The organism is Lysinibacillus pakistanensis (assembly GCF_030123245.1).
Classification (GTDB): Bacteria; Bacillota; Bacilli; order Bacillales_A; family Planococcaceae; genus Lysinibacillus; species Lysinibacillus pakistanensis.
In genome coordinates this window covers 1660125-1682249 of sequence record NZ_CP126101.1, presented here as the reverse complement: position 1 = coordinate 1682249, position 22125 = coordinate 1660125, and the positions used below count along the sequence as shown (strand labels likewise).

At 38.2% G+C, this 22125-nt stretch carries 23 protein-coding genes; all 23 read right to left on the bottom strand.

Translation table 11 applies throughout. The annotated features are described in order from the left end of the window. Window positions 1–107: 107 nt before the first annotated feature. The 23 genes from QNH24_RS07945 to sleB all read right to left on the bottom strand — a co-directional run bounded on the left by QNH24_RS07945 (window position 108) and on the right by sleB (window position 22101). Window positions 108–878, bottom strand: coding sequence for a CheR family methyltransferase (locus QNH24_RS07945; protein WP_283871532.1), 771 nt, complete (start codon window positions 876–878; stop codon window positions 108–110). An 84-nt stretch (window positions 879–962) separates the two neighbouring features. After that, on the bottom strand, window positions 963–1193 hold the full coding sequence (locus QNH24_RS07940) for a hypothetical protein (protein ID WP_283871531.1): 231 nt from the start codon (window positions 1191–1193) through the stop codon (window positions 963–965). Between the two features lie 162 nt (window positions 1194–1355). Then, a complete protein-coding gene (locus tag QNH24_RS07935) occupies window positions 1356–2981 on the bottom strand; it encodes a long-chain fatty acid--CoA ligase (protein ID WP_283871530.1) in 1626 nt (541 codons plus the stop codon). Window positions 2982–3068: 87 nt separating this feature from the next. Then, window positions 3069–3836 carry a 3-hydroxyacyl-CoA dehydrogenase gene (locus QNH24_RS07930; protein WP_283871529.1) on the bottom strand — a complete coding sequence of 256 codons (768 nt, stop codon included), beginning with the start codon at window positions 3834–3836 and terminating at the stop codon, window positions 3069–3071. A 15-nt stretch (window positions 3837–3851) separates the two neighbouring features. Beyond that, complete coding sequence (locus QNH24_RS07925) at window positions 3852–5000, bottom strand: thiolase family protein (RefSeq protein ID WP_283871528.1); 1149 nt, start codon at window positions 4998–5000, stop codon at window positions 3852–3854. Between the two features lie 321 nt (window positions 5001–5321). Further along, entirely contained in the window at window positions 5322–6209 is an 888-nt protein-coding gene (locus tag QNH24_RS07920; RefSeq protein WP_283871527.1) for an SH3 domain-containing protein, read from the bottom strand. Window positions 6210–6682: 473 nt separating this feature from the next. Then, the gene (gene ndk, locus QNH24_RS07915) at window positions 6683–7099 is read right to left on the bottom strand and encodes a nucleoside-diphosphate kinase (RefSeq protein WP_016994415.1); all 417 of its coding nucleotides are present in this window, start codon (window positions 7097–7099) and stop codon (window positions 6683–6685) included. 86 nt (window positions 7100–7185) lie between these two features. Continuing rightward, window positions 7186–8160, bottom strand: a complete 975-nt coding sequence (gene hepT, locus QNH24_RS07910; RefSeq protein WP_283871526.1) for a heptaprenyl diphosphate synthase component II — start codon at window positions 8158–8160, stop codon at window positions 7186–7188. Between the two features lie 19 nt (window positions 8161–8179). Then, window positions 8180–8884 carry a demethylmenaquinone methyltransferase gene (locus tag QNH24_RS07905; RefSeq protein WP_054770295.1) on the bottom strand — a complete coding sequence of 235 codons (705 nt, stop codon included), beginning with the start codon at window positions 8882–8884 and terminating at the stop codon, window positions 8180–8182. A 15-nt stretch (window positions 8885–8899) separates the two neighbouring features. Next, entirely contained in the window at window positions 8900–9667 is a 768-nt protein-coding gene (locus tag QNH24_RS07900) for a heptaprenyl diphosphate synthase component 1 (protein ID WP_283871525.1), read from the bottom strand. 247 nt (window positions 9668–9914) lie between these two features. After that, window positions 9915–10133, bottom strand: coding sequence for a trp RNA-binding attenuation protein MtrB (gene mtrB / locus QNH24_RS07895; RefSeq protein WP_008180408.1), 219 nt, complete (start codon window positions 10131–10133; stop codon window positions 9915–9917). Window positions 10134–10196: 63 nt separating this feature from the next. Continuing rightward, window positions 10197–10766, bottom strand: coding sequence for a GTP cyclohydrolase I FolE (folE, locus tag QNH24_RS07890; protein WP_054770293.1), 570 nt, complete (start codon window positions 10764–10766; stop codon window positions 10197–10199). A 333-nt stretch (window positions 10767–11099) separates the two neighbouring features. Beyond that, on the bottom strand, window positions 11100–11372 hold the full coding sequence (locus QNH24_RS07885; protein WP_054770292.1) for an HU family DNA-binding protein: 273 nt from the start codon (window positions 11370–11372) through the stop codon (window positions 11100–11102). Between the two features lie 199 nt (window positions 11373–11571). Beyond that, window positions 11572–13050: a stage IV sporulation protein A gene (spoIVA, locus tag QNH24_RS07880; protein ID WP_283871524.1), complete on the bottom strand. Its 1479-nt coding sequence runs from the start codon at window positions 13048–13050 to the stop codon at window positions 11572–11574. A 94-nt stretch (window positions 13051–13144) separates the two neighbouring features. Next, window positions 13145–13936, bottom strand: coding sequence for a YphF family lipoprotein (locus QNH24_RS07875; protein ID WP_283871523.1), 792 nt, complete (start codon window positions 13934–13936; stop codon window positions 13145–13147). A 22-nt stretch (window positions 13937–13958) separates the two neighbouring features. Next, entirely contained in the window at window positions 13959–14171 is a 213-nt protein-coding gene (locus QNH24_RS07870) for a DUF2768 domain-containing protein (protein ID WP_283871522.1), read from the bottom strand. 203 nt (window positions 14172–14374) lie between these two features. After that, window positions 14375–15388: an NAD(P)H-dependent glycerol-3-phosphate dehydrogenase gene (locus QNH24_RS07865; protein WP_283871521.1), complete on the bottom strand. Its 1014-nt coding sequence runs from the start codon at window positions 15386–15388 to the stop codon at window positions 14375–14377. Between the two features lie 119 nt (window positions 15389–15507). Next, window positions 15508–16818, bottom strand: coding sequence for a ribosome biogenesis GTPase Der (gene der / locus QNH24_RS07860; RefSeq protein WP_283871520.1), 1311 nt, complete (start codon window positions 16816–16818; stop codon window positions 15508–15510). A 380-nt stretch (window positions 16819–17198) separates the two neighbouring features. Continuing rightward, a complete protein-coding gene (rpsA, locus tag QNH24_RS07855) occupies window positions 17199–18335 on the bottom strand; it encodes a 30S ribosomal protein S1 (protein ID WP_054771239.1) in 1137 nt (378 codons plus the stop codon). Between the two features lie 102 nt (window positions 18336–18437). Further along, on the bottom strand, window positions 18438–19112 hold the full coding sequence (gene cmk, locus QNH24_RS07850) for a (d)CMP kinase (RefSeq protein ID WP_283871519.1): 675 nt from the start codon (window positions 19110–19112) through the stop codon (window positions 18438–18440). A 130-nt stretch (window positions 19113–19242) separates the two neighbouring features. Further along, window positions 19243–19902: a flagellar brake protein gene (locus QNH24_RS07845; RefSeq protein WP_283871518.1), complete on the bottom strand. Its 660-nt coding sequence runs from the start codon at window positions 19900–19902 to the stop codon at window positions 19243–19245. 84 nt (window positions 19903–19986) lie between these two features. Then, on the bottom strand, window positions 19987–21270 hold the full coding sequence (locus tag QNH24_RS07840) for a PepSY1/2 domain-containing protein (RefSeq protein WP_283871517.1): 1284 nt from the start codon (window positions 21268–21270) through the stop codon (window positions 19987–19989). A 15-nt stretch (window positions 21271–21285) separates the two neighbouring features. Next, the gene (gene sleB / locus QNH24_RS07835; RefSeq protein WP_283871516.1) at window positions 21286–22101 is read right to left on the bottom strand and encodes a spore cortex-lytic enzyme; all 816 of its coding nucleotides are present in this window, start codon (window positions 22099–22101) and stop codon (window positions 21286–21288) included. Window positions 22102–22125 lie beyond the last annotated feature (24 nt).

Here is a 22125-nt window from a genome sequence, read left to right as displayed (position 1 = left end):
TTGCTTATGACAAGCGAAAAGCGTACGATTTATCTATATCTATGCCTTCAAATATGTACATGACATTCATGTTGTCTATTGTACCAGTGCTTTTCTCATATTATTAATTATTTTCGTCTATAGAAGAATGTATCCTCTACATCAAATTCATAGCGTGATGGATTAAAGATTTGCTCTGTTGAACCAACAAACAATACTCCATCCTTCCGCAATGCTTTACTAAAATTCCCATAAATCTGATCCTTAGCATCTTCTGTAAAGTAAATCATCACATTGCGACACACAATTAAATCATAATTTGAGTCGTAGGAATCATTCAGAAGGTTATGCTTTTTAAAAGTCACACAACGTTTAATTTCATCCTTGACTCTAAAGAAGGAGCCTTCTTGTTCAAAATACTTGGCTTTAATATCGTTTGGCACCTCTGCTAAAGAACGCTCTGGATATACACCTAACTTTGCCTTTTGAATGACATTCTCATCTAAATCTGTGGCAATAATTTGGATTTGAGATAAGGGTACTAATTGGGATAATACCATCACAAGTGAATACGGTTCTTCACCTGTTGAACAAGCAGCACTCCAAATTTTCAAACGCTTATTAGATTGCAATAATTTTGGAAATATTTTCTTCTGCAACACTTCCCAGCGTTTACCATTTCTATAAAATTCAGAAACATTGATCGTCATGCGATCTAAAAACTCATTCATTAAATCACGATCTTGTTCAAGTGCCCTTAGAAAGTCTACAAAATTACGATATCCTTTTTTCTCATAGAGAGAGGTTAATCGTCTTTTCATTTGCGCTTCTTTATATAACGCTAAATCTATTCCTGTTTTGCGCTTGATACCTTCTATAAATTGTTCATAATCAGACATACGGTTATCTTCCCCTCTAGCGTCGTATTTCCATTATAGCGGAAAAGTGCCAATCCTGAAATAGTCTTTCAGCTGTAATCCAAGTTACTTGTTTGAATTTTGTTTTTCCTCTAGTAATAACACTTTCGACTGTTCTAGTTCTAGACGCATTTTTTCTGTCTCCATCGTATATGTCTCTAATCTGAGCTTTTCTAACTCCAGCTCCTTATCGATAGACTTCAGTTTAATTTTTTGCTGTCTTGTGCGGGCGTCCGTAAAAATGCCGGCTAAAGAAATTATGACTCCTCCAATTATCGCAACAATTGCAATTGACAATACGTCCACATCCTTTCATTAATAATGATTATACGGCAAAATGGAAAAAATAGTTTCATTTTTTCTGTTCATTCTTCCATCAATTTATGAATATTTTTTCGGGCTGAAAAATTTCCATAAAAAATGAAGGTAGTTGACCACCACCTTCAAAGTCTTAGTCTATTATACCTCTACTCGATAATCCTTCAAGTCTTCTCGTAACTTTGCTTTTAAGAATTTACCGACAGAGGTCTTCGGTACTTCATCTAAAAATACAACATCATCTGGAATCCATGTTTTATGGAATTGATTTTCTAAATCAGTTAGTAGCTCTGCCTTCGTAATAGTGTCTTTATATTCCGGCCTCGGTACAACACATGCTAAAGGTCGTTCAATCCATTTTTCATGAGGAATTGCGATTACTGCTGCCTCAAATACTTTAGGATGTGACATTAAGGCATTTTCAAGCTCCACTGACGAAATCCATTCCCCACCACTTTTAATTAAATCCTTAGTTCGGTCTGTAATTTTTATATAACCATCAGTCGTCATGACCGCAATATCCCCTGTATAAAGCCACCCATCTTTAAAGGCTTCTGATGTGCGTTCATCATTGTAGTACTCTCCAGCAACCCATGGACCTCTTATTGTCAGTTCTCCCATTGTTTTGCTGTCCCAAGGCACTTCACCATTTTCATTAACAACACGTGTTTCAATAAGTGGCACTGTTATGCCCTGAGTAATTCGTACATCCATTTTTTCATCCAACGTATAGTCCTGCATATGTGTTAAATATGTTGATAAGCTAACTAACGGAGATGTCTCTGTCATGCCATAGCCCGTAATGTAAGGAATTTTAAGCTCCTGCTCAAAACCCCGAACGAGCCCTTGAGGTGATGCAGACCCTCCACAAACAATTAGACGTAATGAGGATAAATCACGTGAATTTTTTCGTTGCTCCTGTAATACACCAAGCCAAATTGTTGGTACACCAGCAGTGAGCGTAACCTTATATGTTTCAAATAAATCCAAAAGTAACTGCGGGGTAAACATAGGTCCAGGTAGCACCTGCGTGGCACCAAATAAAACGCTAGCGAATGGGAATCCCCATGCATTTGCATGAAACATTGGAACAACAGGTAATACAACATCTGCTTCACCAATTGCAATACTATCAGAGAGTCCAGCAGCAATACTATGAAGAACTATACTGCGATGCGTATAAACGACACCCTTTGGCATTCCTGTAGTTGCACTTGTGTAGCACATGCCGGCGGGTGTATTTTCATCTAAGTCCTCAGGAAATGTAAAACAATCATTTGCTTCTTTCAGCAATGCTTCGTAGGAAAGCGCATTTGGTAAGGGGATGGTTTCCAGTATGCCTGCATCCCCCATTACGATAAAATGCTTCACGGTTTTCAACTGTGAGACAATTGGTGCAATAAGCGGCACCAAGTTATCGTCAATGAGTAATATTTCATCTTCCGCATGATTGATAACATAGACAAGATGTTCAGGGGCTAAACGAATATTAATCATATGCAACACAGCTCCTGCACATGGAACTGCAAAATAGGCTTCTAAATGTCGATGGTGGTTCCAAGCAAAGGTCCCCACCTTTGTACCACGTTCCATCCCAAGTTTTGTAAGGGCATCAGCTAATTGACGAGTTCTTTTTACATAGTCTTTATAGGTAAACTCATGAATAGTAGTAGGGCTTGTCCGGGAATATATTTTTTTTGCATGGAAAAATCGTTCTGCTCGATTCAAAAAACTTGTTAATACTAAAGGTGTATCCATCATATGCATAACCATACTCTCCCCTTTGTTCACAAAATTTTTGAAACATCCAAGGCAACTGCTACAAGCACAATACTAGCTTTTTCATGATATGCCTTACTTCGGCTGCATACGAATAGCGCCGTCTAAGCGTATTACCTCACCATTTAATAAACCATTTTGGATAATACTTTCCACCAATAGTGCATATTCAGATGGTTTCCCAAGACGTTTAGGAAATGGCGTCATTTTTGCTAGTGCCTCCCGTGCTGGCTCTGGCAATGATGCAAACATAGGTGTCTCAATCAACCCTGGTGCAATAGTCATCACACGTACACCTATCTCTGCTAGTTCTCGAGCAATTGGCAATGTCATCGCTGCTACACCGCCCTTTGATGCACTGTAGGCTGCTTGTCCTATTTGCCCATCAAATGCCGCTACCGATGCAGTATTGATAATAACGCCACGTTGGCCATCCTTATCCGGCTCATTATGCTGCATTTTCTCAGCTGCAAGACGAATAACATTAAAGGTACCGATTAAATTGACAGCAATGACCTTTTCAAATAAAGCAAGCGCATGCACACCACGCTTTGAAATTACTTTACTTGCATCAGCAATACCCGCACAGTTAACAGTTACGTTAATGGAACCGAACATGGCTAATGCTTGCTCTAGCCCTGCGATTACATCTGCTTCTTTTGTAACATCAACTCGTGTATATCCAACATTGTCCCCTAACTCTTCTGATAGAGCATATCCTCGCTCATCATTGACATCAAAAATAACTGCCCTACCACCCTCTTCAACGATTTTTCGGACCGTGGCTTCTCCTAATCCAGACGCGCCCCCTGTTACAATAGCTATTACCTCATGACACTTCATCCACTACAACCCCTTTTACATTTTTTCAATAATAGTGGCATTTGCCATGCCCATACCTTCACAGATAGTAAGTAATCCATAGCGTAAATTTTCCCGCTTCATTCGGTAGAGCATCGTAGTTAGTAGCTTTGTACCCGTTGCTCCTAATGGATGACCTAAAGCAATTGCTCCGCCATCTGGATTGAGCTTCTCAGGATCTGCTCCAATTTCATGCAGCCAAGCAAGTGGCACAGGCGCAAAAGCTTCGTTCACTTCATACGTATCAATATCTTCAATCTTTAGACCCGAACGTTCTAATGCTCTTCTGGTTGCCTCTATAGGACCAGTTAACATAAGGGTCGGATCTGAGCCAACAACTACTCGTGTGGTAATTTTAGCAAGAGGCTGTAATCCAAGTTCCTGTGCCTTCTCTAAGGACATAATGACCACTGCCGATGCACCGTCACTCATTTGACTCGCATTACCAGCCGTAATTACGCCATCCTCCTGAAAAACTGTTTTCAAACCATTTAATTTATCAACTGATGTCTCAGCTCGTGGACCCTCATCAATGGAAAAAGATGAAACAGAGCCATCCTCTTGTGTAACTTGAATCGGTAATATTTCATCTGTAAAATAGCCAGCCTCCACCGCGGCTAATGCTCGCCTATGACTATTATAGGCATAGTTATTTAGCTGCTCCTTTGAAAAGCTCCATTTTTCTGCCATTTTTTCTGCTGATAAACCTTGGTGAATAATGGCATAGTTATCCTGTAAGCGTTTACCCTCATGAGCATTTTGCATATTAGCACCCATTGACACTCTTGTCATACTCTCAACCCCACCAGCAATAGCGATGTCCATATCACCCGCTAAAATAGCTTGTGCTGCAAAATGCACGGCCTGCTGACTTGAACCACATTGTCGATCAATCGTTACACCTGGAACAGTCTCAGGAAAGCCTGCCATTAATAAGGCTGTTCGAGCAATGTTAGCCCCTTGCTCAGCTGTTTGTGTCACACAGCCTAAAATAACATCCTCAACCTGATGCTTCTCGATGCCTGCACGTTGTACCACCTCTTGTAAAATATCTGCGGCTAAATCATCCGCTCGTACATTGCTTAATGCCCCTTTTCTTCTACCAACTGCTGTACGAACAGCCGCTACAATCACCACTTCTCTCATCACGAAAAACCCCTTTACATTATCCATCACCCTAAAGTGTATTTGGAAATTATGAAATATATTCTCGATTACTAAACTATTAAAAACCTTAATTATCAGAATATTATAGCATTTATTGTACATGAGGAAGAAGTTTTTAACAATTCTTATTCAAATTGAGGATACTATCCAATATTTTGATCGTTCCATCCGTTAGTTTTGGATACCTATCCTGCACTTTTATGATTCTATCCGTCAGTTCGTGACTTCTATCCCTCAGTTATTTTCTATAAAAAAGATAGAGCTGTTCGCTCTATCTTTAATTTCAGTTAGTTAAACATATTATATTCCGATTTTTTTTCGTAACTCTTTTTCCTTTTGTAGGAGTCGGTTCAGTTTCTCTTTCTCAATTTTGAGCTGCTCTTCAAGTGCATCACGATACTCGTTAGCATGCGTAGGGTACATCCTCTTTTTATATTCAAGTTCTAATAAAGCATATTCAAGCTCTTCTTCTGAAAATGTGTTATAAGTTGATTTTTGTGAAGTGGAAGTTGATTCAGTTGGTTTTTTAGTCCCTAAATAAGCTGCTTCAACATAACCCCTTACATTATTAGCAGTAACATAAGACCAGCCTACTAATGTAGCATGTACCGTTACTTGTGTACCATTACTTAATGAACCTACCGAAACTCCCGATGGACTGGCAATATTTCGGACGATGACGCCACTTCGTGTATTAACGTATTTTGTTGTTGTTTTAGCATTTCCAATAAAATCTGATTTTACATAACCGACCACATTACCATATTGCACAAATGACCAACCATTTTCTACTGAGCCAAAGTCTTCAACAATCATGTTAAATTTTAATGTAGCTAATGTCGATGCTGAAGTAGATGGTTTTGATTTTACAACTAAACCACTTTTAGAATTTGCAATTTTAATCGTTGATTGTGGAATACTTAAAGAAGAAGAAATGACATATCCTTTTATATCACCTACCTGAATATGAGACCAATCTTTCGAGGAAGAAAACTCTGTTACAAATTCCCCTTTAGTTAGATTACCAATAGATTTAGCCACATCACTTGGCGAATCCCTCACAAGTAAACTAGAGTCATTTACAACCTTTACTATTCGATAATTAGTTGCCTCTGCTACTTGTTGTTGAATGCTAAATAGCATGACAAGTAAAAAAACTACGACAGACATTTTTTTGAGTATATTCATCCGATTTATCCCCTTTCCAATAATAATTTTATTAGTTATTGTATAGTTTTTTTTGCAATTGTGATTCCCCCCAAATGAATGATGTAATCTACGAAATAGTTTACTACATTAATAACCATATATGTATATAAACTTCAATTACTATTGTAAAAGAGGTTTTATCTCTGAAGTTGGGGCACTTCTTCTCCTGTCTTAAACGCTTTTATTTTTAAACAACTATTATAGGGAAGTGCTCTTCATATTTTCGAAGCTTGAAAATTATTGATAAATTTTGTAAATTTCATGTTCACCATTTTGGTTTTAATAGTCAATAAGCTTAAATCAATGTTTGCGTTAACTTTATTAAATAATCTTGACAAACAAAAAACCCCCTAACATTTTTTGTTAGAAGGTAAAAGTCACATCGGAAAAATAGATGATTTTTTATTGAGTTCAATTCGTAGTTATTTTCGATACGCTTGGTCTATTCGAAATTAAACTAAATCTTCACCGAAGAATAAGCCGATTTCGCGCTCTGCAGAAGCAAGAGAGTCAGAACCGTGGATGATGTTGTGAGAAACAGTTGTTGCGTAGTCACCACGGATTGTACCTGGGTTAGATTCTTCAGGTTTTGTTGCACCCATCATTGTACGAGCAAGCTTGATTACGTTCTCGCCTTCCCATACCATAGCGAATACTGGACCAGAAGTGATGAAATCAACTAGTTCTCCAAAGAATGGACGCTCAGCATGTTCAGCATAGTGCTTTTCAGCTAATTCTTTTGGAATTACCATTAATTTAGCACCTTTCATTACAAAACCGCGACGTTCGAAACGATCAACGATGTCTCCAACTACTTGACGCTCAACGCCATCTGGCTTAACCATTAAAAAAGTTTGTTCAATTGCCATGTTTAAAACACTCCTTAAATTCGTCTAACAGGTTTTACACCTACCGATAAATATTAACAAAAAATGAGGCTTTGTACAACAAAAAGCTAGAATTTGCGCTTCCCCATAAATAAAGCAACATCACGTAGTTTTTTCTTAACCGGATGTTTTGGTAAAGCATCAATTTCTTGTAAGGCTTTTTTCAAATATTTATCACTCATACGATTAGCTTGCTCAATTGCATGAGATTTACGCACATACTGTAACATATTTTGCCGTTCTGTCTCGGTTAATGTACCCGCAAATACTTTTACTAGATAAGGCTGCATCTGTGGATCATCTTTTAATAATAAAATCGGTAATGTAATATTGCCTTGTAGTAAGTCACTACCTGCTGGCTTCCCTAATTCTTTATCCGTTGCCATAATATCTAAAACATCGTCTATAATTTGGAAGCTCATGCCTACAAAATAGCCGAAGCGTTTCAAATGTCTTACTGTTTTGGTATCAACACCTGATGCCACTGCACCGAGCTCACAACTTGAAGAAATCAGCAATGCAGTTTTGCGTTTAATTCGTCTAAAATAATCCTTTAAACCCTGATCTAATCTAAATTTATCTTCGATTTGAATGACCTCACCGTTAACAATCTCTACCATGGTACGTGCTAAAATTTGATGAACAAGTGGGTCTTCAAGCTTTGTAATATATTCTAGCGCACGCGCAAAAATAAAATCGCCCGTGTACATTGCTACTCTATTATTCCATTGGGATTTGACAGTCGGGCGTCCTCTTCGCATATCGGAATCATCAATAACATCATCATGCACAAGTGATGCCATATGAATAAGCTCTAAAGGCACCGCTACATCCTTCATCTTCTCAATATCATATTCGCCAAATTTTGCACCTAATAACACAAAAATAGGCCGTATCCGTTTGCCACCAGCTTGTAATAAATGGAGAGAAGCATCATTGATCAAATAGGAAGAAGAGTTTACTGCTTTTTCTAGTTCTTGTTCAATGATATCGATATCTGATTTCAAATCGGAATAGAGTAGTTTTAACTTCATCTTTTCCACGCGTGAAAACCTTCCCCCATTAACGTATCTTTTTAAAGCCCATATGCATTGCCGCAGCACCGCCACTGTATGCTTTGTACGTTACTTTTTCTAAACCTGCTTGCTGAAACATTGCCGCTAACTTTTTCATACCTGGGAAATCATTTGCAGATTCCTGAAGCCAAGAATATTCTTTATAGCTTTTCGCAAATATTTTACCAAATATCGGCATTATATATTTAAAATAAAAACGGAATAATTGTCGATAGCCCGGAATTTCTGATTGTGATGTTTCTAAACAAACAACCATTCCTCCTGGTTTTACAACACGATTCATTTCTTTTAGCACTTGTAAATAATCTGGAACATTACGAAGACCAAAACCAATCGTTACATAATCAAATGTATTGTCGGGAAAAGGTAATTCCATGGCATTTCCATGAATAAGCTCAATTTGAGGATACGGCTTTACCTTCTGCTCCCCAACCTTCAGCATGTTTTGGCTAAAATCAAGCCCCTTTACCTCTCCATTTTCACCCACTGCATGTGCCAAGGCAATCGTCCAATCTGCTGTCCCACAACAAACATCCAATGCCTTTGATCCAGGTTTTACAGCCATGTGCTTCATCGTATCATTACGCCAACCAACATGCATCTGAAAACTAATAACGCCATTCATTTTGTCGTAGTTTTCCGAAATACTTTCAAATACTTCGTGAACGTGCTCTTCTTTCGTTTTAGCCATTTTGAAAAACCTCTCTTATCCATTAGTAGAAGCAATAGATGCCTCTACACGTGCTTGTAGAGCTTGTTTCACATCACCTTGTAAAAACGATGCCTCAGTAATCTCCTGTAATAGCTCTTTTTTTAATTGCACAATTTTATCCTGGATGACACTGTAATAGGTTGTGCCATCGTACCTTGCACTCTCTTCAAGCGCCTTGCTCATTAAAGACACTTGTCCACGATGATAAGCCACCCATTCTCTTTCTAAACGTAAAATAATTAAGCTTTTTTCCACTATTGGAATATACTTTTCGAATGAATAAAGCTCAAAAAATTTGGCGATTAACCCTGATTCTATAGTGCTCATTGAGGCAATCCACTGCTCAATCGATCTTTTTGTCGCCTCATACACCTTTATTTGGTGTTCACAGCGTGCCACAATGCCTTGTGACAATTTTCGAATCAAAGCAACATTTCCAGACATCGCTAAAATCTCATAATAGCGCCCACTATAAAAGTCTCCAGCTAAAACGGTTAGCTGTTGCTCTTTAGATGTGGCGTCTAATTCTTTTATATGATCGTGCGCTGAAAGAGCTGCGTACACAATACCAACTGTAATTGCAGCTTCTCTTTGCTCTTGTTGCCACTCCTCACCATTCAAAAAAGGAACTAACAAGTAAAACAATTGATTTTCATCAATCACAGGTGTCCCTGTGTATTTTTGCAAAGTTCTATGACGAACATCCATGAAAATCTCTTTTTTTAACTGTGCAATTGAATTTTGAATGTATGTTGCATTCATAGACCTTACTCCATTTCACTTTCAAATACGTTAGTTGCTTTTATCTCCTAACGTTTGCTTACTGAATTATTATAGCATACGTGACGATTTGTCATAAAAAAATTTCGCTTCTATCAACATGATAGGCAGTAGATTTTTCACCATCAAAATGGCTGAAATCCAACTGCCTTTAAAATCGAATTAAAACAATACTAAGTTTTACACATCTAAGCAAGTTTATGTACCATTGTAATGGACATTACAGCTTTTATTTTTTAGCCTCACTATGAATTACACCATGAGCTGTATGAATTTGTGCTTTTCCACGAATTTTCATAGCAGATGTATGTTCAGTGAATTGAGCAATCATCACTTCGCCCGCATCTAATTTTTCAGAATGGTGGAATTTTGTATCTGTCCCACGTGTTAAACCGATTACATGCACGCCATCTTCCTCTGCTTGAATAACAATATAATCTTGTGACATTATTTGTACACTCCTTAAATCCGACAAATTCTTAGTCCATCATAACATAATTAGACATGCAATTTAAGACATTTGAATAAATGATAATACTTCTCTTCGTTTTACTTCATCTTCCTCATAAATGCCACGTGCAACCGATGTCACCGTTTTCGAGCCAGGCTTCTTTAATCCACGCATCGTCATACACATATGTTCCGCTTCAATCACTACATAAACTCCTTTAGGAGAAAGCATTTCCATAATCGTATCAGCTACAGAGGAGGTAATACGCTCCTGTAATTGTGGGCGACGGGCAATTGTTTCTACTGCACGCCCTAATTTACTTAAGCCAGCAACTATTCCATCGTTAGGTATGTATGCCACATGAGCTTTTCCGTAAAAAGGAACCAAGTGATGCTCACACATTGAATAAAATGGAATATCCTTCACAAGCACTAATTCCTCATGATCTTCGTGGAAAACTGTTTTAAAATAATCTCTTGCATCCTCATGTAAGCCACTAAACATTTCAGCATACATTTTAGCAACTCGTTTTGGTGTGTCTAGTAAACCTTCACGATTTACATCTTCTCCTACAGCTTCTAGTATCATTTTTACTGCTTCTTCTATTTTCAATAAATCAACATTTGACATTCGTAAAAAACCTCCTGCATATCAAAACATTACACATTTCCCTATGCATCGTAGCATATCCAAAAGGTTAGCGCAAAACGACTTACTTGATTGAAAAAATTTTAATGCTTTACGAGCAAATGAAGCCATTCTGAATTTCCAAAAAAGAGCATATTTTCGAATTATGCATATACTATATTAGAATGCTTCATTAACAATAAAACATCCCTTTTCAATTCCACTATGTATAATAATTATCTTGCATAAATATTGTAAGCCCTCAATAAGAGTTAAAAAGAGCAGCCTCCATGTTCGATTACATGAAGACTGCTCTATGTAACTACTAGACGTGTATTATTTTACAGCGTCTTTGAGCTGTTTACCTGGTTTGAAAGCAGGTACCTTGCTAGCAGCGATTTCGATTTCTTTACCAGTTTGTGGGTTACGACCTTTACGAGCCGCACGTTCACGTACTTCAAAGTTACCAAAACCAATTAATTGTACTTTGTCACCCTTTGCAAGAGCATCTTGAATTGTATCAAATACAGCTTCAACTGCTTTAGAAGCGTCTTTTTTAGAAAGACCTGCAGCTTCAGCAACAGAGTTTACTAATTCTGTTTTATTCACACCATTCACCTCCTCTCAAAGGGTCATGAACCAATTCTGTAAAAAGAGTAACACATAGAAAACCGCGACGCAACTGTATTCATTCATGATTATAACCAAAAAGTCAGTTTTTCACCCAAAAAACAAAAATAACAGGACTTTTCGCATAAAAACGAAAAGCCCTGTACTAATTTTTTGCTCTTTATTTTTCTTTTTGTTCCTACAAAATAAACGTAACTAATCCTCTGTCACCCTCGTTTACCATTCGTTCAATTGTTTGACGCATACGTTTTTTGGCTGTAGATGGAACAGCATCCATTTTATAGCGAATTCCTTCTTTTAACACTTCATGCAATGGTGTTCCGAAAAGCTGTGTATTCCATAATGCCTCACGATCATGTAAATAAGCATGATTTAAATCCTTAAGTAACTGTTGACTATGGAACTCAGAGCCAATTAACGGAGCAAATTCAGATTCCATGTCTACTCGAATAATATGATAAGATGGTGCCTTTGCTTTCATACGGACTCCAAAGAAATTATTTTGTTTAATGAGCTCAGGTGCTGTTGGCTCAAATTCCTGCATCATCGGCAGTGTCACACCATAGCCAGTAGAATCAGCATCGTTAATAGCTGATTTAAAACGTTTTTGTGCTTCCTTTGCCTCAGCTGCTTCTTTAATAAAGAGTAGCCAATCTTTCTTTGTTTCAATTGGTTCTTCTAGCCATTCATTACACACTGATTTATATAGCTCTCCTTGTAATGATACTCGTATAACTGCGGTTCCAGCCCCAGAGTCTACATGTACCACTTCACTTTGGTCAATATAATCGATGGCTTTAAAGGCATCTGACGCCTGCTGTACATCCCGAATTCGCATAACTGAAGATAATACTTCTTCCATCGAATCAATAAGTGCCACATTCAATGGATGTGATGCATCTAAAACATCTAACCAATCCGGCTTTTCCACCTCAATTGTACGGATTGGGAATTCAAATAACGCTTCTTGTAGGATATATTGAACATCCGTTGCGCGCATTTGATCAATTGAAATTGCAATGACAGGGACATTGTAACGCTCAAATAATTCATTTCTGAGCTGAACCGTCTCCTCTCTTGCTGGCATTTGACAATTTAACACAATAACAAAGGGTTTTCCAATTTCAGTAAGCTGTTCTACAATCTCTTCTTCTGCCTTCTCTGCTGCACGACGGCTAATACCATTCACTGTACCATCCGTTGTCACAACAATTCCGATATTGGCATGGTCTCGAATTACTTTATCTGTCCCTATTTTTGCCGCTTCTTGGAAAGGAATGGGCTCTGTGTGCCAAGGTGTATGCACATATTTTGGTCCATTTTCGTCCTCATATCCCTTTGTCCCATCAATAATATAGCCAACGCAATCTGCTAAACGAATTTGGAATGTCATTTCATCTTCACCGACCGCAATACGTGTTGCTTGGGCAGGCACAAACTTCGGCTCAGCAGTCATAATGACTGGCCCCGGTGAGCTTTGCGGCAATTCATCTTGTGCTCGCATTCGTTCTGTTTCATCCACAATATTTGGTAACACAACTGCTTCCATAACCTTTTTTACAAATGTAGATTTACCTACCCGTACTGGACCGACAACACCAATATAAACATCGCCATTTGTGCGCTCTGCAATTTCTTTAAATACTGCTTCACTCAAGGTTTCTGCCTCCTTTATCTACGCTTTTTCACTATATGCAAGCCCTCAGACAAATATGAAAAAGCCCCCTACAAATGTAAGGAGCTTATGAGCACTATTTTTTATTCGTTTGAGATTCGGCCTCTTTCTTAGCCTTTTCTATCGCTTTTTCTCTAGCTTTTTTTGCATCACTATCATAGGCTTCCATAAAATAGGTTGGTTCGCCATTTTCATCGACTGTATATGGCACAGAATATGCTGGTACTACTGGATATTTATCAATAAGTAGCTGACGAATATCTTCTCCTGGTTTCACATCAGGATTGTCTTCTTTTAATAGTTGGCCTAAATCAATTGAGTAGTCGACATGCATTTCACCATCACCTGTCATAAATAATGGTAATTCGGCACCAGAATAAGGACTTTTGACAGTAACATCTTTTTTATAGCCTAATTTCTCAAAGTCAATTTGGAACACATTATCTGCAGTGTTTCCTTTTATCGGTAAATATTGGGTTGACAATTTACGAATATTAATTTCACGGATACGCTCCGCTGCATTTAAATCAACTAATTTTACTTGTGCCTTATTCTCAGGGTCCCAAATAATATATTGGAAAATACCACCTTTTTCATAGGCATTCCCAGGTATTTGGGCAAGATATTTCGGCATAAGCTTCTCAAAATCAATTAAATATTTTATATAAATATCAGTATCTAGCTCACTATTTTTAATGGGAACTAGTCCACCAGTGGCTTCACGATATTCATCCACCGCACGCTGAACCGCTGCTAATTGGTCTACATCAGGGACTACTTTAGCCCTCTTCTCATCTTCAGGAGTTACACAACCTACTAGAAGTATCGCGGTTGCAAGTACCATTATAATAGCACTTAATTTCTTCATGTCACTTCCACCTCATTAATTTTTATGCTGGCCATGTGGCAACAATCAGTACCATTAAGAAGGTACCAAGCCCAAACAATATGTATGCTGATAAATTTACGATTGTACGTAAAAAAACATTTGAAATCTTATTTCGCGCTAAATAAATTAAACCGACTGAGATAATCATAAAGCCGATACAATAAAACGATACCCACATTATGTCTAGAGCAGGCATATGTGCTAACGGACCCATTTAAGACAACCACCTTTCTTCAATGTCACAAAACAATCAAAGTTTATTATACTATGTGCTTTCGCTAAAAAGAAATAGATGTCCAGTAACTATCATAACAAATGGACAACCTTTTGATAGGTATACAATAAAAGTGTCCCAGCATTACCGCTAGAACACCTTATTTATGTCCATATTATGACAAAACTAATCAACGATCGAATCTATGAAATCTCATCAATTTCTCGCTTTTTCATACGCATCATTAATGCATCAACAGCTATTTTCGGTTCTACATCATTAAAGAGCACACTATAAAGCTCTGTTGATATTGGCATAGCAACATTATATTTTTCTGCTAATTGAAAGGCTGCCTTCGTTGTACGCACACCTTCTACCACCATTCCCATTTGATCAAGGACCTCTGGTAGCTTCATCCCTTTTCCAAGCAGATGACCTGCACGCCAATTACGAGAATGTACACTTGTACATGTTACAATCAAATCACCCATACCTGTTAGTCCTGCGAATGTAAAGGGATTCCCTCCCATTTTAACACCAAGACGTGTAATTTCAGCTAATCCTCGAGTAATCAAAGCTGCTTTAGCATTATCACCATAATTTAAGCCATCTGTAATTCCAGCAGCTAATGCAATAACATTTTTTAGTGCGCCACCAATTTCTACCCCGATAACATCTTCATTTGTGTAAACACGGAAAAATTGATTCATAAATAGGTCCTGTACTTTTTCAGCAGCCTCAATATTAGCGCAGGCCGCTGTCACAGTAGTGGGGTGATGTAAAACAACCTCCTCTGCATGGCTCGGACCAGAAAGCACAACAATTTCCTCTATAAATTCGGCTGGAAGACTCTCTGCTAGAATTTCTGAAATTCTTTTTAGTGAATCTGGCTCTATTCCCTTTGAAACATGAACAAATAGGATTTTTTTATCGAGAGATCCTACCATTTTTTCACACACTTCTCGAATGGCCTTTGTTGGTACAGCAACAATAATTATTTCTGAATGAGCAACTGCCTGAGCAATATCACTTGTAGCATGCAAATTTATTGGTAATATTGTTTCTGGTAAATACTTTTTATTCGTATGCAGGCTGTTTATTTCTTCAGCTTGATCAGCTCGATGAGTCCAGACAAGTGTATCATGTCCATTCTCTGCAAGTACCATTGCTAATGCAGTTCCCCATGAGCCTGCACCTAACACACAAACTTTTTCCATTCAAAATCCTCCCTTTCATAGCGCCTGTAATAGGTTTTCAATGATGCTTGACCTTTTTTGTAAAAAGACGCCATCCAACAAAAAACGTCGGATAGGCGTACTGTCTGTGTATCATTTTCCTAGGCACGAGCACGAGTAATTAAACGTATTGGCGTCCCTTCAAAATCAAATGTTTCTCGAATACGATTTTCTAAAAACCGTTCATAAGAGAAATGCATCAATTCAGGTTCATTTACAAAAATCACAAACGTTGGTGGCTGTATCGCAACCTGTGTTGCATAGTAAATACGTAATCGACGACCTTTATCAGTCGGCGCTGGATTACGTGCCACAGCATCTTCAATTACTTCGTTTAAAATGGATGATTGAATGCGCATTGAATGATTTTCACTTACACGCTGGATAATCGGTAAAATTTGATGTACCCGTTGTTTGGTATTTGCTGATACAAAAATAATCGGAGCGTAGTCTAAGAATAAGAAGTGCTCTCGAATTTGTTGTGTAAAGACGTTCATTGTTTTCTCATCTTTTTCAACTGCATCCCATTTATTCACAACAATGACAACAGCTTTCCCTGCCTCATGTGCATAGCCAGCAATTTTTTTGTCCTGCTCTTGAATACCCTCTTCAGCGTTTAGCACAACTAGCACAACATCGGAGCGTTCAATGGCACGTAAGGCACGCAACACTGAATATTTCTCAGTCGTTTCATAGACCTTCCCCTTTTTACGCATACCTGCTGTATCAATAATGACATATTCTTGTCCATCGTACTCATATGGAGTATCAATTGCATCGCGCGTCGTACCAGCAATATTACTAACAATGACACGTTCCTGTCCTAAAAATGCATTCACTAACGAGGATTTCCCTACATTGGGACGACCAATAAGCGAGAATTTAATAACATCATCCCCATATTGCTCTTCATCCTCTTTTGGGAAATGTTTGGCACATTCATCTAATAAATCCCCTAAGCCTAAGCCATGAGAGCCTGAAATCGGCCAAGGCTCACCAAAGCCGAGTGCATAGAAATCATAGATCATCTCGCGCATATCCGGATTATCGATTTTATTCACTGCTAAAACGACTGGTTTCTTTGTTTTGTATAAAATTTTAGCCACTTGTTCGTCTGCAGCTGTTACACCCTCACGACCGTTTGTCATAAAAATAATAACATCAGCTTCGTCAATCGCAATTTCAGCCTGTTGACGAATTTGCTCTAAAAACGGCTCGTCTCCTATCTCGATACCACCTGTATCAATAATATTAAAGTCATGTGTTAACCACTCTGCCGAACTATAAATACGGTCACGTGTAACCCCTGGGATATCCTCCACAATCGAAACACGTTCCCCAACGATACGATTAAAAATCGTCGACTTACCTACGTTCGGACGACCTACGATGGCTACTACTGGTTTCGTCATCTGTACTTCATCCTTCCAAACTTCTTGTCTTTCGCTATTATACACGAAAAATGCCATTATATCATATCATATCCATTAAATAGAGCGCTATGTATCGCTATAACGTCTCGTTCAATTTATTTTACATGGGGTAGCTTAGTCAATTTGCAGATCCCATCCTATATTTTGTGAATTCTATCCATCGTTTCGAAGGTTCTATCCTGCACTTTAGGAGTTCTATCCTTCGCTTCGAGGGTTCTATCCACTACTTTTAGAATGCTATCCTTCACTTTGAAGCTTCTAACCGCTACTTTCAGCGTTCTATCCACCGCTTAGAAACTTTTCTATCGGTCATCCCATAATAAAAGCGAGGACACAACATGCATCCTCGCTCGACTCGTTTATTTAAAGTTCTTTAATTTATCACCAATGACATCACCAAATGAGAAGCCTGTGTTTTCTTCTGGTAATTCATAGTCGATTACTTCTTCTGCCTCAGGATTTTCAAGTAAATCTTTAATGCTTAGAGCTAGGCGACCTTCCTCACCATTGACGTCAAGCACTTTTACTTGTACCTCTTGTCCTTCCTTTAAGGCTTCATGTGGTGTATTAATATGCTTATGGGCGATTTGCGAAATATGCACTAACCCTTCTACGCCTGGGAAAACCTCCACAAACGCACCAAATGATGTTAGGCGTTTTACTTTACCATCTAATACTGTTCCTTTAGCTGCACGCTCCTCGATATTCGACCAAGGTCCAGGCAGCGTTTCCTTAATGGATAGCGAAATACGCTCATTTTCCGGATCAACAGAAAGAACCTTTACCGTTACTTCTTGTCCCTCTGATAAAACCTCACTCACATCACTTACATGCTCATGCGATACTTGTGAAATATGCACAAGGCCATCAATACCTCCAAGGTCAATGAATGCTCCAAATGATGCAATTCGTTGAACTTTTCCGTTTAATACATCGCCTGCTTGAATTTCGTTAATGACTTGTTTCTTTTGCGAAGCTTTTTCTGCTTCCACTACAGCACGGTGTGATAAAATTAAACGATTTTTTTCCTTATCCAGCTCGACAATTTTAAAGCTTAGTAACTTGCCTTTATAGCCTTCAAAATCGTCGACAAAGTAGTCTTCTACAAGTGAAGCTGGTACGAAGCCACGTACACCTAAATCTACGACAAGGCCACCTTTAACAATATCTTTAACTTCCGCTTCGAATACTTCTTCAGCGGCGAATTGTTGCTCAAGTGTATCCCATGCTTTTAAAGCATCTACTTTACGTTTTGATAAGACATAGTTCTCTTCTTCAACCTTTGTGATCATCAACTCTAATTCATCTCCAGCAGAGATAACATCAGACGCTTTTTCAATGTGTAAGCTTGATAATTCACTGATTGGTACGATACCATCAAACGGTGCTCCTGGAATTGAAACAGTTACCGCTTTTTCATCAACCTGCTCAGCAATACCTTTGACGATATCACCTTCGTTAAACGTTTGTTCTGCATAGTTCATTTCTTCAGACATATGTAACCCTCCTTCGCATCTTCCCTTACTATTTTATTCGATATTGAAGACAAAGACAAAAATAAATCCTTTAAATTCAAAAAATGTCTGAAATTTTAGGATTTATACCATTTTTTCTTGCGCTAATCTTAAAATAGCTTGTGCTGCATCATCAATGGACAATGAAGTCGTATCTAAAAATATAGCATCCTCTGCTTGAATAAGTGGAGATGCTTCCCGTTCACTATCCATTTTGTCGCGCAGAGCAATTTCTTCCTGAAGCTTTTCAATGGAAGACTCTATTCCTCGTTTTTGATTGTCAATTAAACGGCGTCTTGCTCGCTCCTCTACTGTAGCAGACATAAAGATTTTTAATTCGGCATTTTTTAACACATGTGTCGCAATATCACGCCCATCCATTACAACGCCACCATTAGCCGCAAGCTTTTGCTGCTGTGCTACTAGCAGTTCTCGAACCTTTGCATGAGCGGCTACTTGTGACACAGAGGAAGTTACCTCATTTGATCGGATTTCCGCTGAAACATTATTACCATCCAAAAAGACCAGCTGCCCTTGCGGAGATGGCTTTAATTCGATTGTGCTTGCTGCCAGCATTTCTGCTAATTTTGTTTCATCATCTAAATGTATGTTCTGTTGCATGGCTTTATACGTAACTGCACGATACATAGCACCTGTATCGATATAAGTAAATCCAAGAGTTTCTGCAACTATTTTAGCGATTGTACTTTTTCCTGCACCAGCAGGGCCATCAATCGCAATTTGAATGTTTTTCATCATTTCCCCTACTTTCTATCACACCATATTGTAACATATAAAGATAAAAAAACCCTCTAACTCGCAGAGGGCTTTTCTTAATCGTGACAATTAATATGCCACTAAAATTTCACAACGTTTGTCACTCAACATTTCAAAGGTCAAAGGGGTTTAATTCTTTACGTCGATTGACCAGTTGACGTTCAAAACAGAAACGTACAATATGCTGCTGATCGACATCATCTGTATCAATTAAGCGAATTGTTGCAATGGTTTTGTCATCTTTTTCAAAAATTCGCACAATAGTTGCTTCGGTAATGACGTATTTTACATCCCCATTGGCGTATGGTAATACGATTGTGAGCTTCACCTCATCATCATCTTTGAAAGCCACTTCACCTTTTAACATAACTGCTAAACCACCAGCACTAATGTCTGTTGTTACAAGCTGATATTTATAATCCTTAAACTGTATTGCCACATCTACAGACGTTTCCACACGTACATACTCACGACGTTGAATTTTGATAAATTCTTCTGCCTTTGGACAATGCAACATAATCATTGGTATGTTGCCAGCTTTACGCCCAATCACTTCTGTATTAAAAGCAAAGGATTGTTTGTCTTCGGTGCGAAAAGTTGCTCTAAATTCAGAGCCATCTATTAAAAATGCTGTTTTCTTTGTTGCAATATTTATTGGATAATCAATATAAAGAATATTATCTTTTTGTTCTACAACTTTACAGCGGAATTTTTCAACACGCTCTGTATAAGTAGGTTCAAGTTGTAAAAGTGTACCAATTTTTATTTCCATGAGCATCTCCCCGAACAAAAATATAATTTCATTATCGCATGAGATGCTCATTTTGGCTATATGAACTGGTAGTTTTTTCTTGGATTAAGTTAAATATTCCACCTTTAAAACATTGTGATTTTCAGCATCAATGACAATCCTAAAGGTTTCAGGTGATTGACCATCTCTTACCGCAATCACTTCATAACAAAGACGCTGTTCATATTGGCCGTTATCTGTATAAATATTTTTTACTTCCTCCACTTTAACATCCTTGTCAAAGAAAGTTTTCCAGTCAATTGGTTTTGCAGTTTGTTGTTTAATTGTCTCTTCCTGTATATATTCCATTGCATTTGCGCCAAGCAATTCTCCAGTATCCTTCGCTAGCTTTAACTGAATACCATCTGCATAAATGATTGCTTTATCGCCAGGGTGCACACGTGCAAATGTGACATGCCATGCTTGATGGTTTTCACGAGATTCTACAAATGCCACATCATTTATACCAAGTCGTTTTAAATGTTCCTCAGCCTTTTTCATTATCTCTTCTTGTGAAAGCCTTGCTTCATCTACAGGTCGCTCAACTAAATAGGATAATAAATGTCCACCCTTTTCGGTAAGATCCACATAACCTAGACGAATACCTTGGTGGAATTGGATATGATAAAACGGATATGGTGCTGTATCACTGCTTCTCGTCACTGTAAATGTGGCATCCTTAATGATAGGGAACATATTCTTCACTTTTTCTAATGCCTCTTTTTCCGTAATAACCGAATCCTGTAATGCTTTTAGCTCGATTTTTTTCTGCCAATCGGATTCACTTAATGTCAGTGGGAAATCCTTTTCACTGTAGTCCTTCAGAGTCTTTTGAACATTATCAAATGTTGTATTTGGATTTTTTTGATCTACTTGTCTCAGCCAGACATCCATTTTACCGTTATTTTTATAAAAATCGACTGTTGCCGCTGACCATTCATCCGAGAGTGATTGTAAATTTGTAGAGATTTGTGGCATTTTTTCACGCCACGCTTGGTAATCTCCCGTTTTAGCTGTTTTCTTTGCTTCATCTCCTAGACGCCCTAGGTAACTTAGCCATTGATTAGAAAGTTCCTGTCCGATTGGAATATTTGATATGGACGATCGAACATCGGAGCTTAATCGCCAAACGGAATCTAATTCATTGTGAATAGCTTGGTCATTCTGAAACAGTAATGATTGTGAAACCGCTCGTTGTAAATGCGATAATTTCTCAGAAGCATCCGTTAATTTATCTGTATACTGGGCAAGCACGGTACGTTGTAAGCTTGCCTTTTCACCATGTAAATGTATGCTGTAAGCACCTAAGCCAATAACGGCTGCTGTAAGTATAGCAAGCATGGTTCTCATTTATTTTCCTCCTTTCTATGAACAGAAAATATGTTCTCCAATTTGTTTAATTTGAGGTCGTGACCAAATCCACTTACTTGTAGCTGTTTTCGGGTTAAAATAATAAAGTGCATTTTCTGAAGGGTCCCAGCCATTCATAGCATCAATGACTGCCTCTTTTGCTCGCTGGTTTGGCTCAAGCCAAATTTGTCCATCCGCCACTGCTGTAAATGCTAAAGGTTGGAATATAATACCAGAAATTGTATTTGGAAAATCAGGACTCTCCAAACGATTTAAAATAACGGCCGCTACTGCTACCTGTCCCTCATAAGGCTCTCCCCTTGCTTCACCATAAACGGCATTCGCAATTAGCTGTAAATCTCTCTCTGTATACTTTGGAGGAACTTGTGTTTTAGTCCCATTATTATTACTGCTACCACTGCTTTTACCGCCACTGCTGCCAGTAGTATTCTTAACCTGCTGTTCCAGTGGTATGCCGCCATAATAGGTAAATTGATTTCCTGCATTTAATTGGGCTTTTACCCATCCTTCGTCGTAATCAGAATATCCAGACAATGTTTTTTTCGTTTTAGCGCCAGCTATTCCATCCACTGGTAAGCCATATTTTTCTTGAAAATTTCGCAAAGCCCAATATGTGTTATAACCAAATTTTCCATCAATTTTACTTTTATAAAATCCTAAGTATTGTAGCCTTGCTTGCAACTCAATGACGTCATCTCCATAAGCACCACGGGTAATCTGCTGCTCAGTAAATGCTATCGCGTCATTTTGCGGAATCGTAAATATACTGATCGCTAGTACCAAGGCAAAAACTATGCTTATTAAACGCATGATTATCACTCCTTTTTTTCATAG

Coding starts and splice junctions, on each gene's coding strand:
- QNH24_RS07945 (WP_283871532.1), bottom strand. CDS start 878: ATGTCTGATTATGAACAATTTATAGAAGGTATCAAGCGCAAAACAGGA.
- QNH24_RS07935 (WP_283871530.1), bottom strand. CDS start 2,981: ATGCATATGATGGATACACCTTTAGTATTAACAAGTTTTTTGAATCGA.
- QNH24_RS07930 (WP_283871529.1), bottom strand. CDS start 3,836: ATGAAGTGTCATGAGGTAATAGCTATTGTAACAGGGGGCGCGTCTGGA.
- QNH24_RS07925 (WP_283871528.1), bottom strand. CDS start 5,000: ATGAGAGAAGTGGTGATTGTAGCGGCTGTTCGTACAGCAGTTGGTAGA.
- QNH24_RS07920 (WP_283871527.1), bottom strand. CDS start 6,209: ATGAATATACTCAAAAAAATGTCTGTCGTAGTTTTTTTACTTGTCATG.
- ndk (WP_016994415.1), bottom strand. CDS start 7,099: ATGGCAATTGAACAAACTTTTTTAATGGTTAAGCCAGATGGCGTTGAG.
- QNH24_RS07905 (WP_054770295.1), bottom strand. CDS start 8,884: ATGGCTAAAACGAAAGAAGAGCACGTTCACGAAGTATTTGAAAGTATT.
- QNH24_RS07900 (WP_283871525.1), bottom strand. CDS start 9,667: ATGAATGCAACATACATTCAAAATTCAATTGCACAGTTAAAAAAAGAG.
- mtrB (WP_008180408.1), bottom strand. CDS start 10,133: ATGTCACAAGATTATATTGTTATTCAAGCAGAGGAAGATGGCGTGCAT.
- folE (WP_054770293.1), bottom strand. CDS start 10,766: ATGTCAAATGTTGATTTATTGAAAATAGAAGAAGCAGTAAAAATGATA.
- QNH24_RS07875 (WP_283871523.1), bottom strand. CDS start 13,936: ATGAAGAAATTAAGTGCTATTATAATGGTACTTGCAACCGCGATACTT.
- QNH24_RS07870 (WP_283871522.1), bottom strand. CDS start 14,171: ATGGGTCCGTTAGCACATATGCCTGCTCTAGACATAATGTGGGTATCG.
- QNH24_RS07865 (WP_283871521.1), bottom strand. CDS start 15,388: ATGGAAAAAGTTTGTGTGTTAGGTGCAGGCTCATGGGGAACTGCATTA.
- der (WP_283871520.1), bottom strand. CDS start 16,818: ATGACGAAACCAGTAGTAGCCATCGTAGGTCGTCCGAACGTAGGTAAG.
- rpsA (WP_054771239.1), bottom strand. CDS start 18,335: ATGTCTGAAGAAATGAACTATGCAGAACAAACGTTTAACGAAGGTGAT.
- cmk (WP_283871519.1), bottom strand. CDS start 19,112: ATGATGAAAAACATTCAAATTGCGATTGATGGCCCTGCTGGTGCAGGA.
- QNH24_RS07845 (WP_283871518.1), bottom strand. CDS start 19,902: ATGGAAATAAAAATTGGTACACTTTTACAACTTGAACCTACTTATACA.
- QNH24_RS07840 (WP_283871517.1), bottom strand. CDS start 21,270: ATGAGAACCATGCTTGCTATACTTACAGCAGCCGTTATTGGCTTAGGT.
- sleB (WP_283871516.1), bottom strand. CDS start 22,101: ATGCGTTTAATAAGCATAGTTTTTGCCTTGGTACTAGCGATCAGTATA.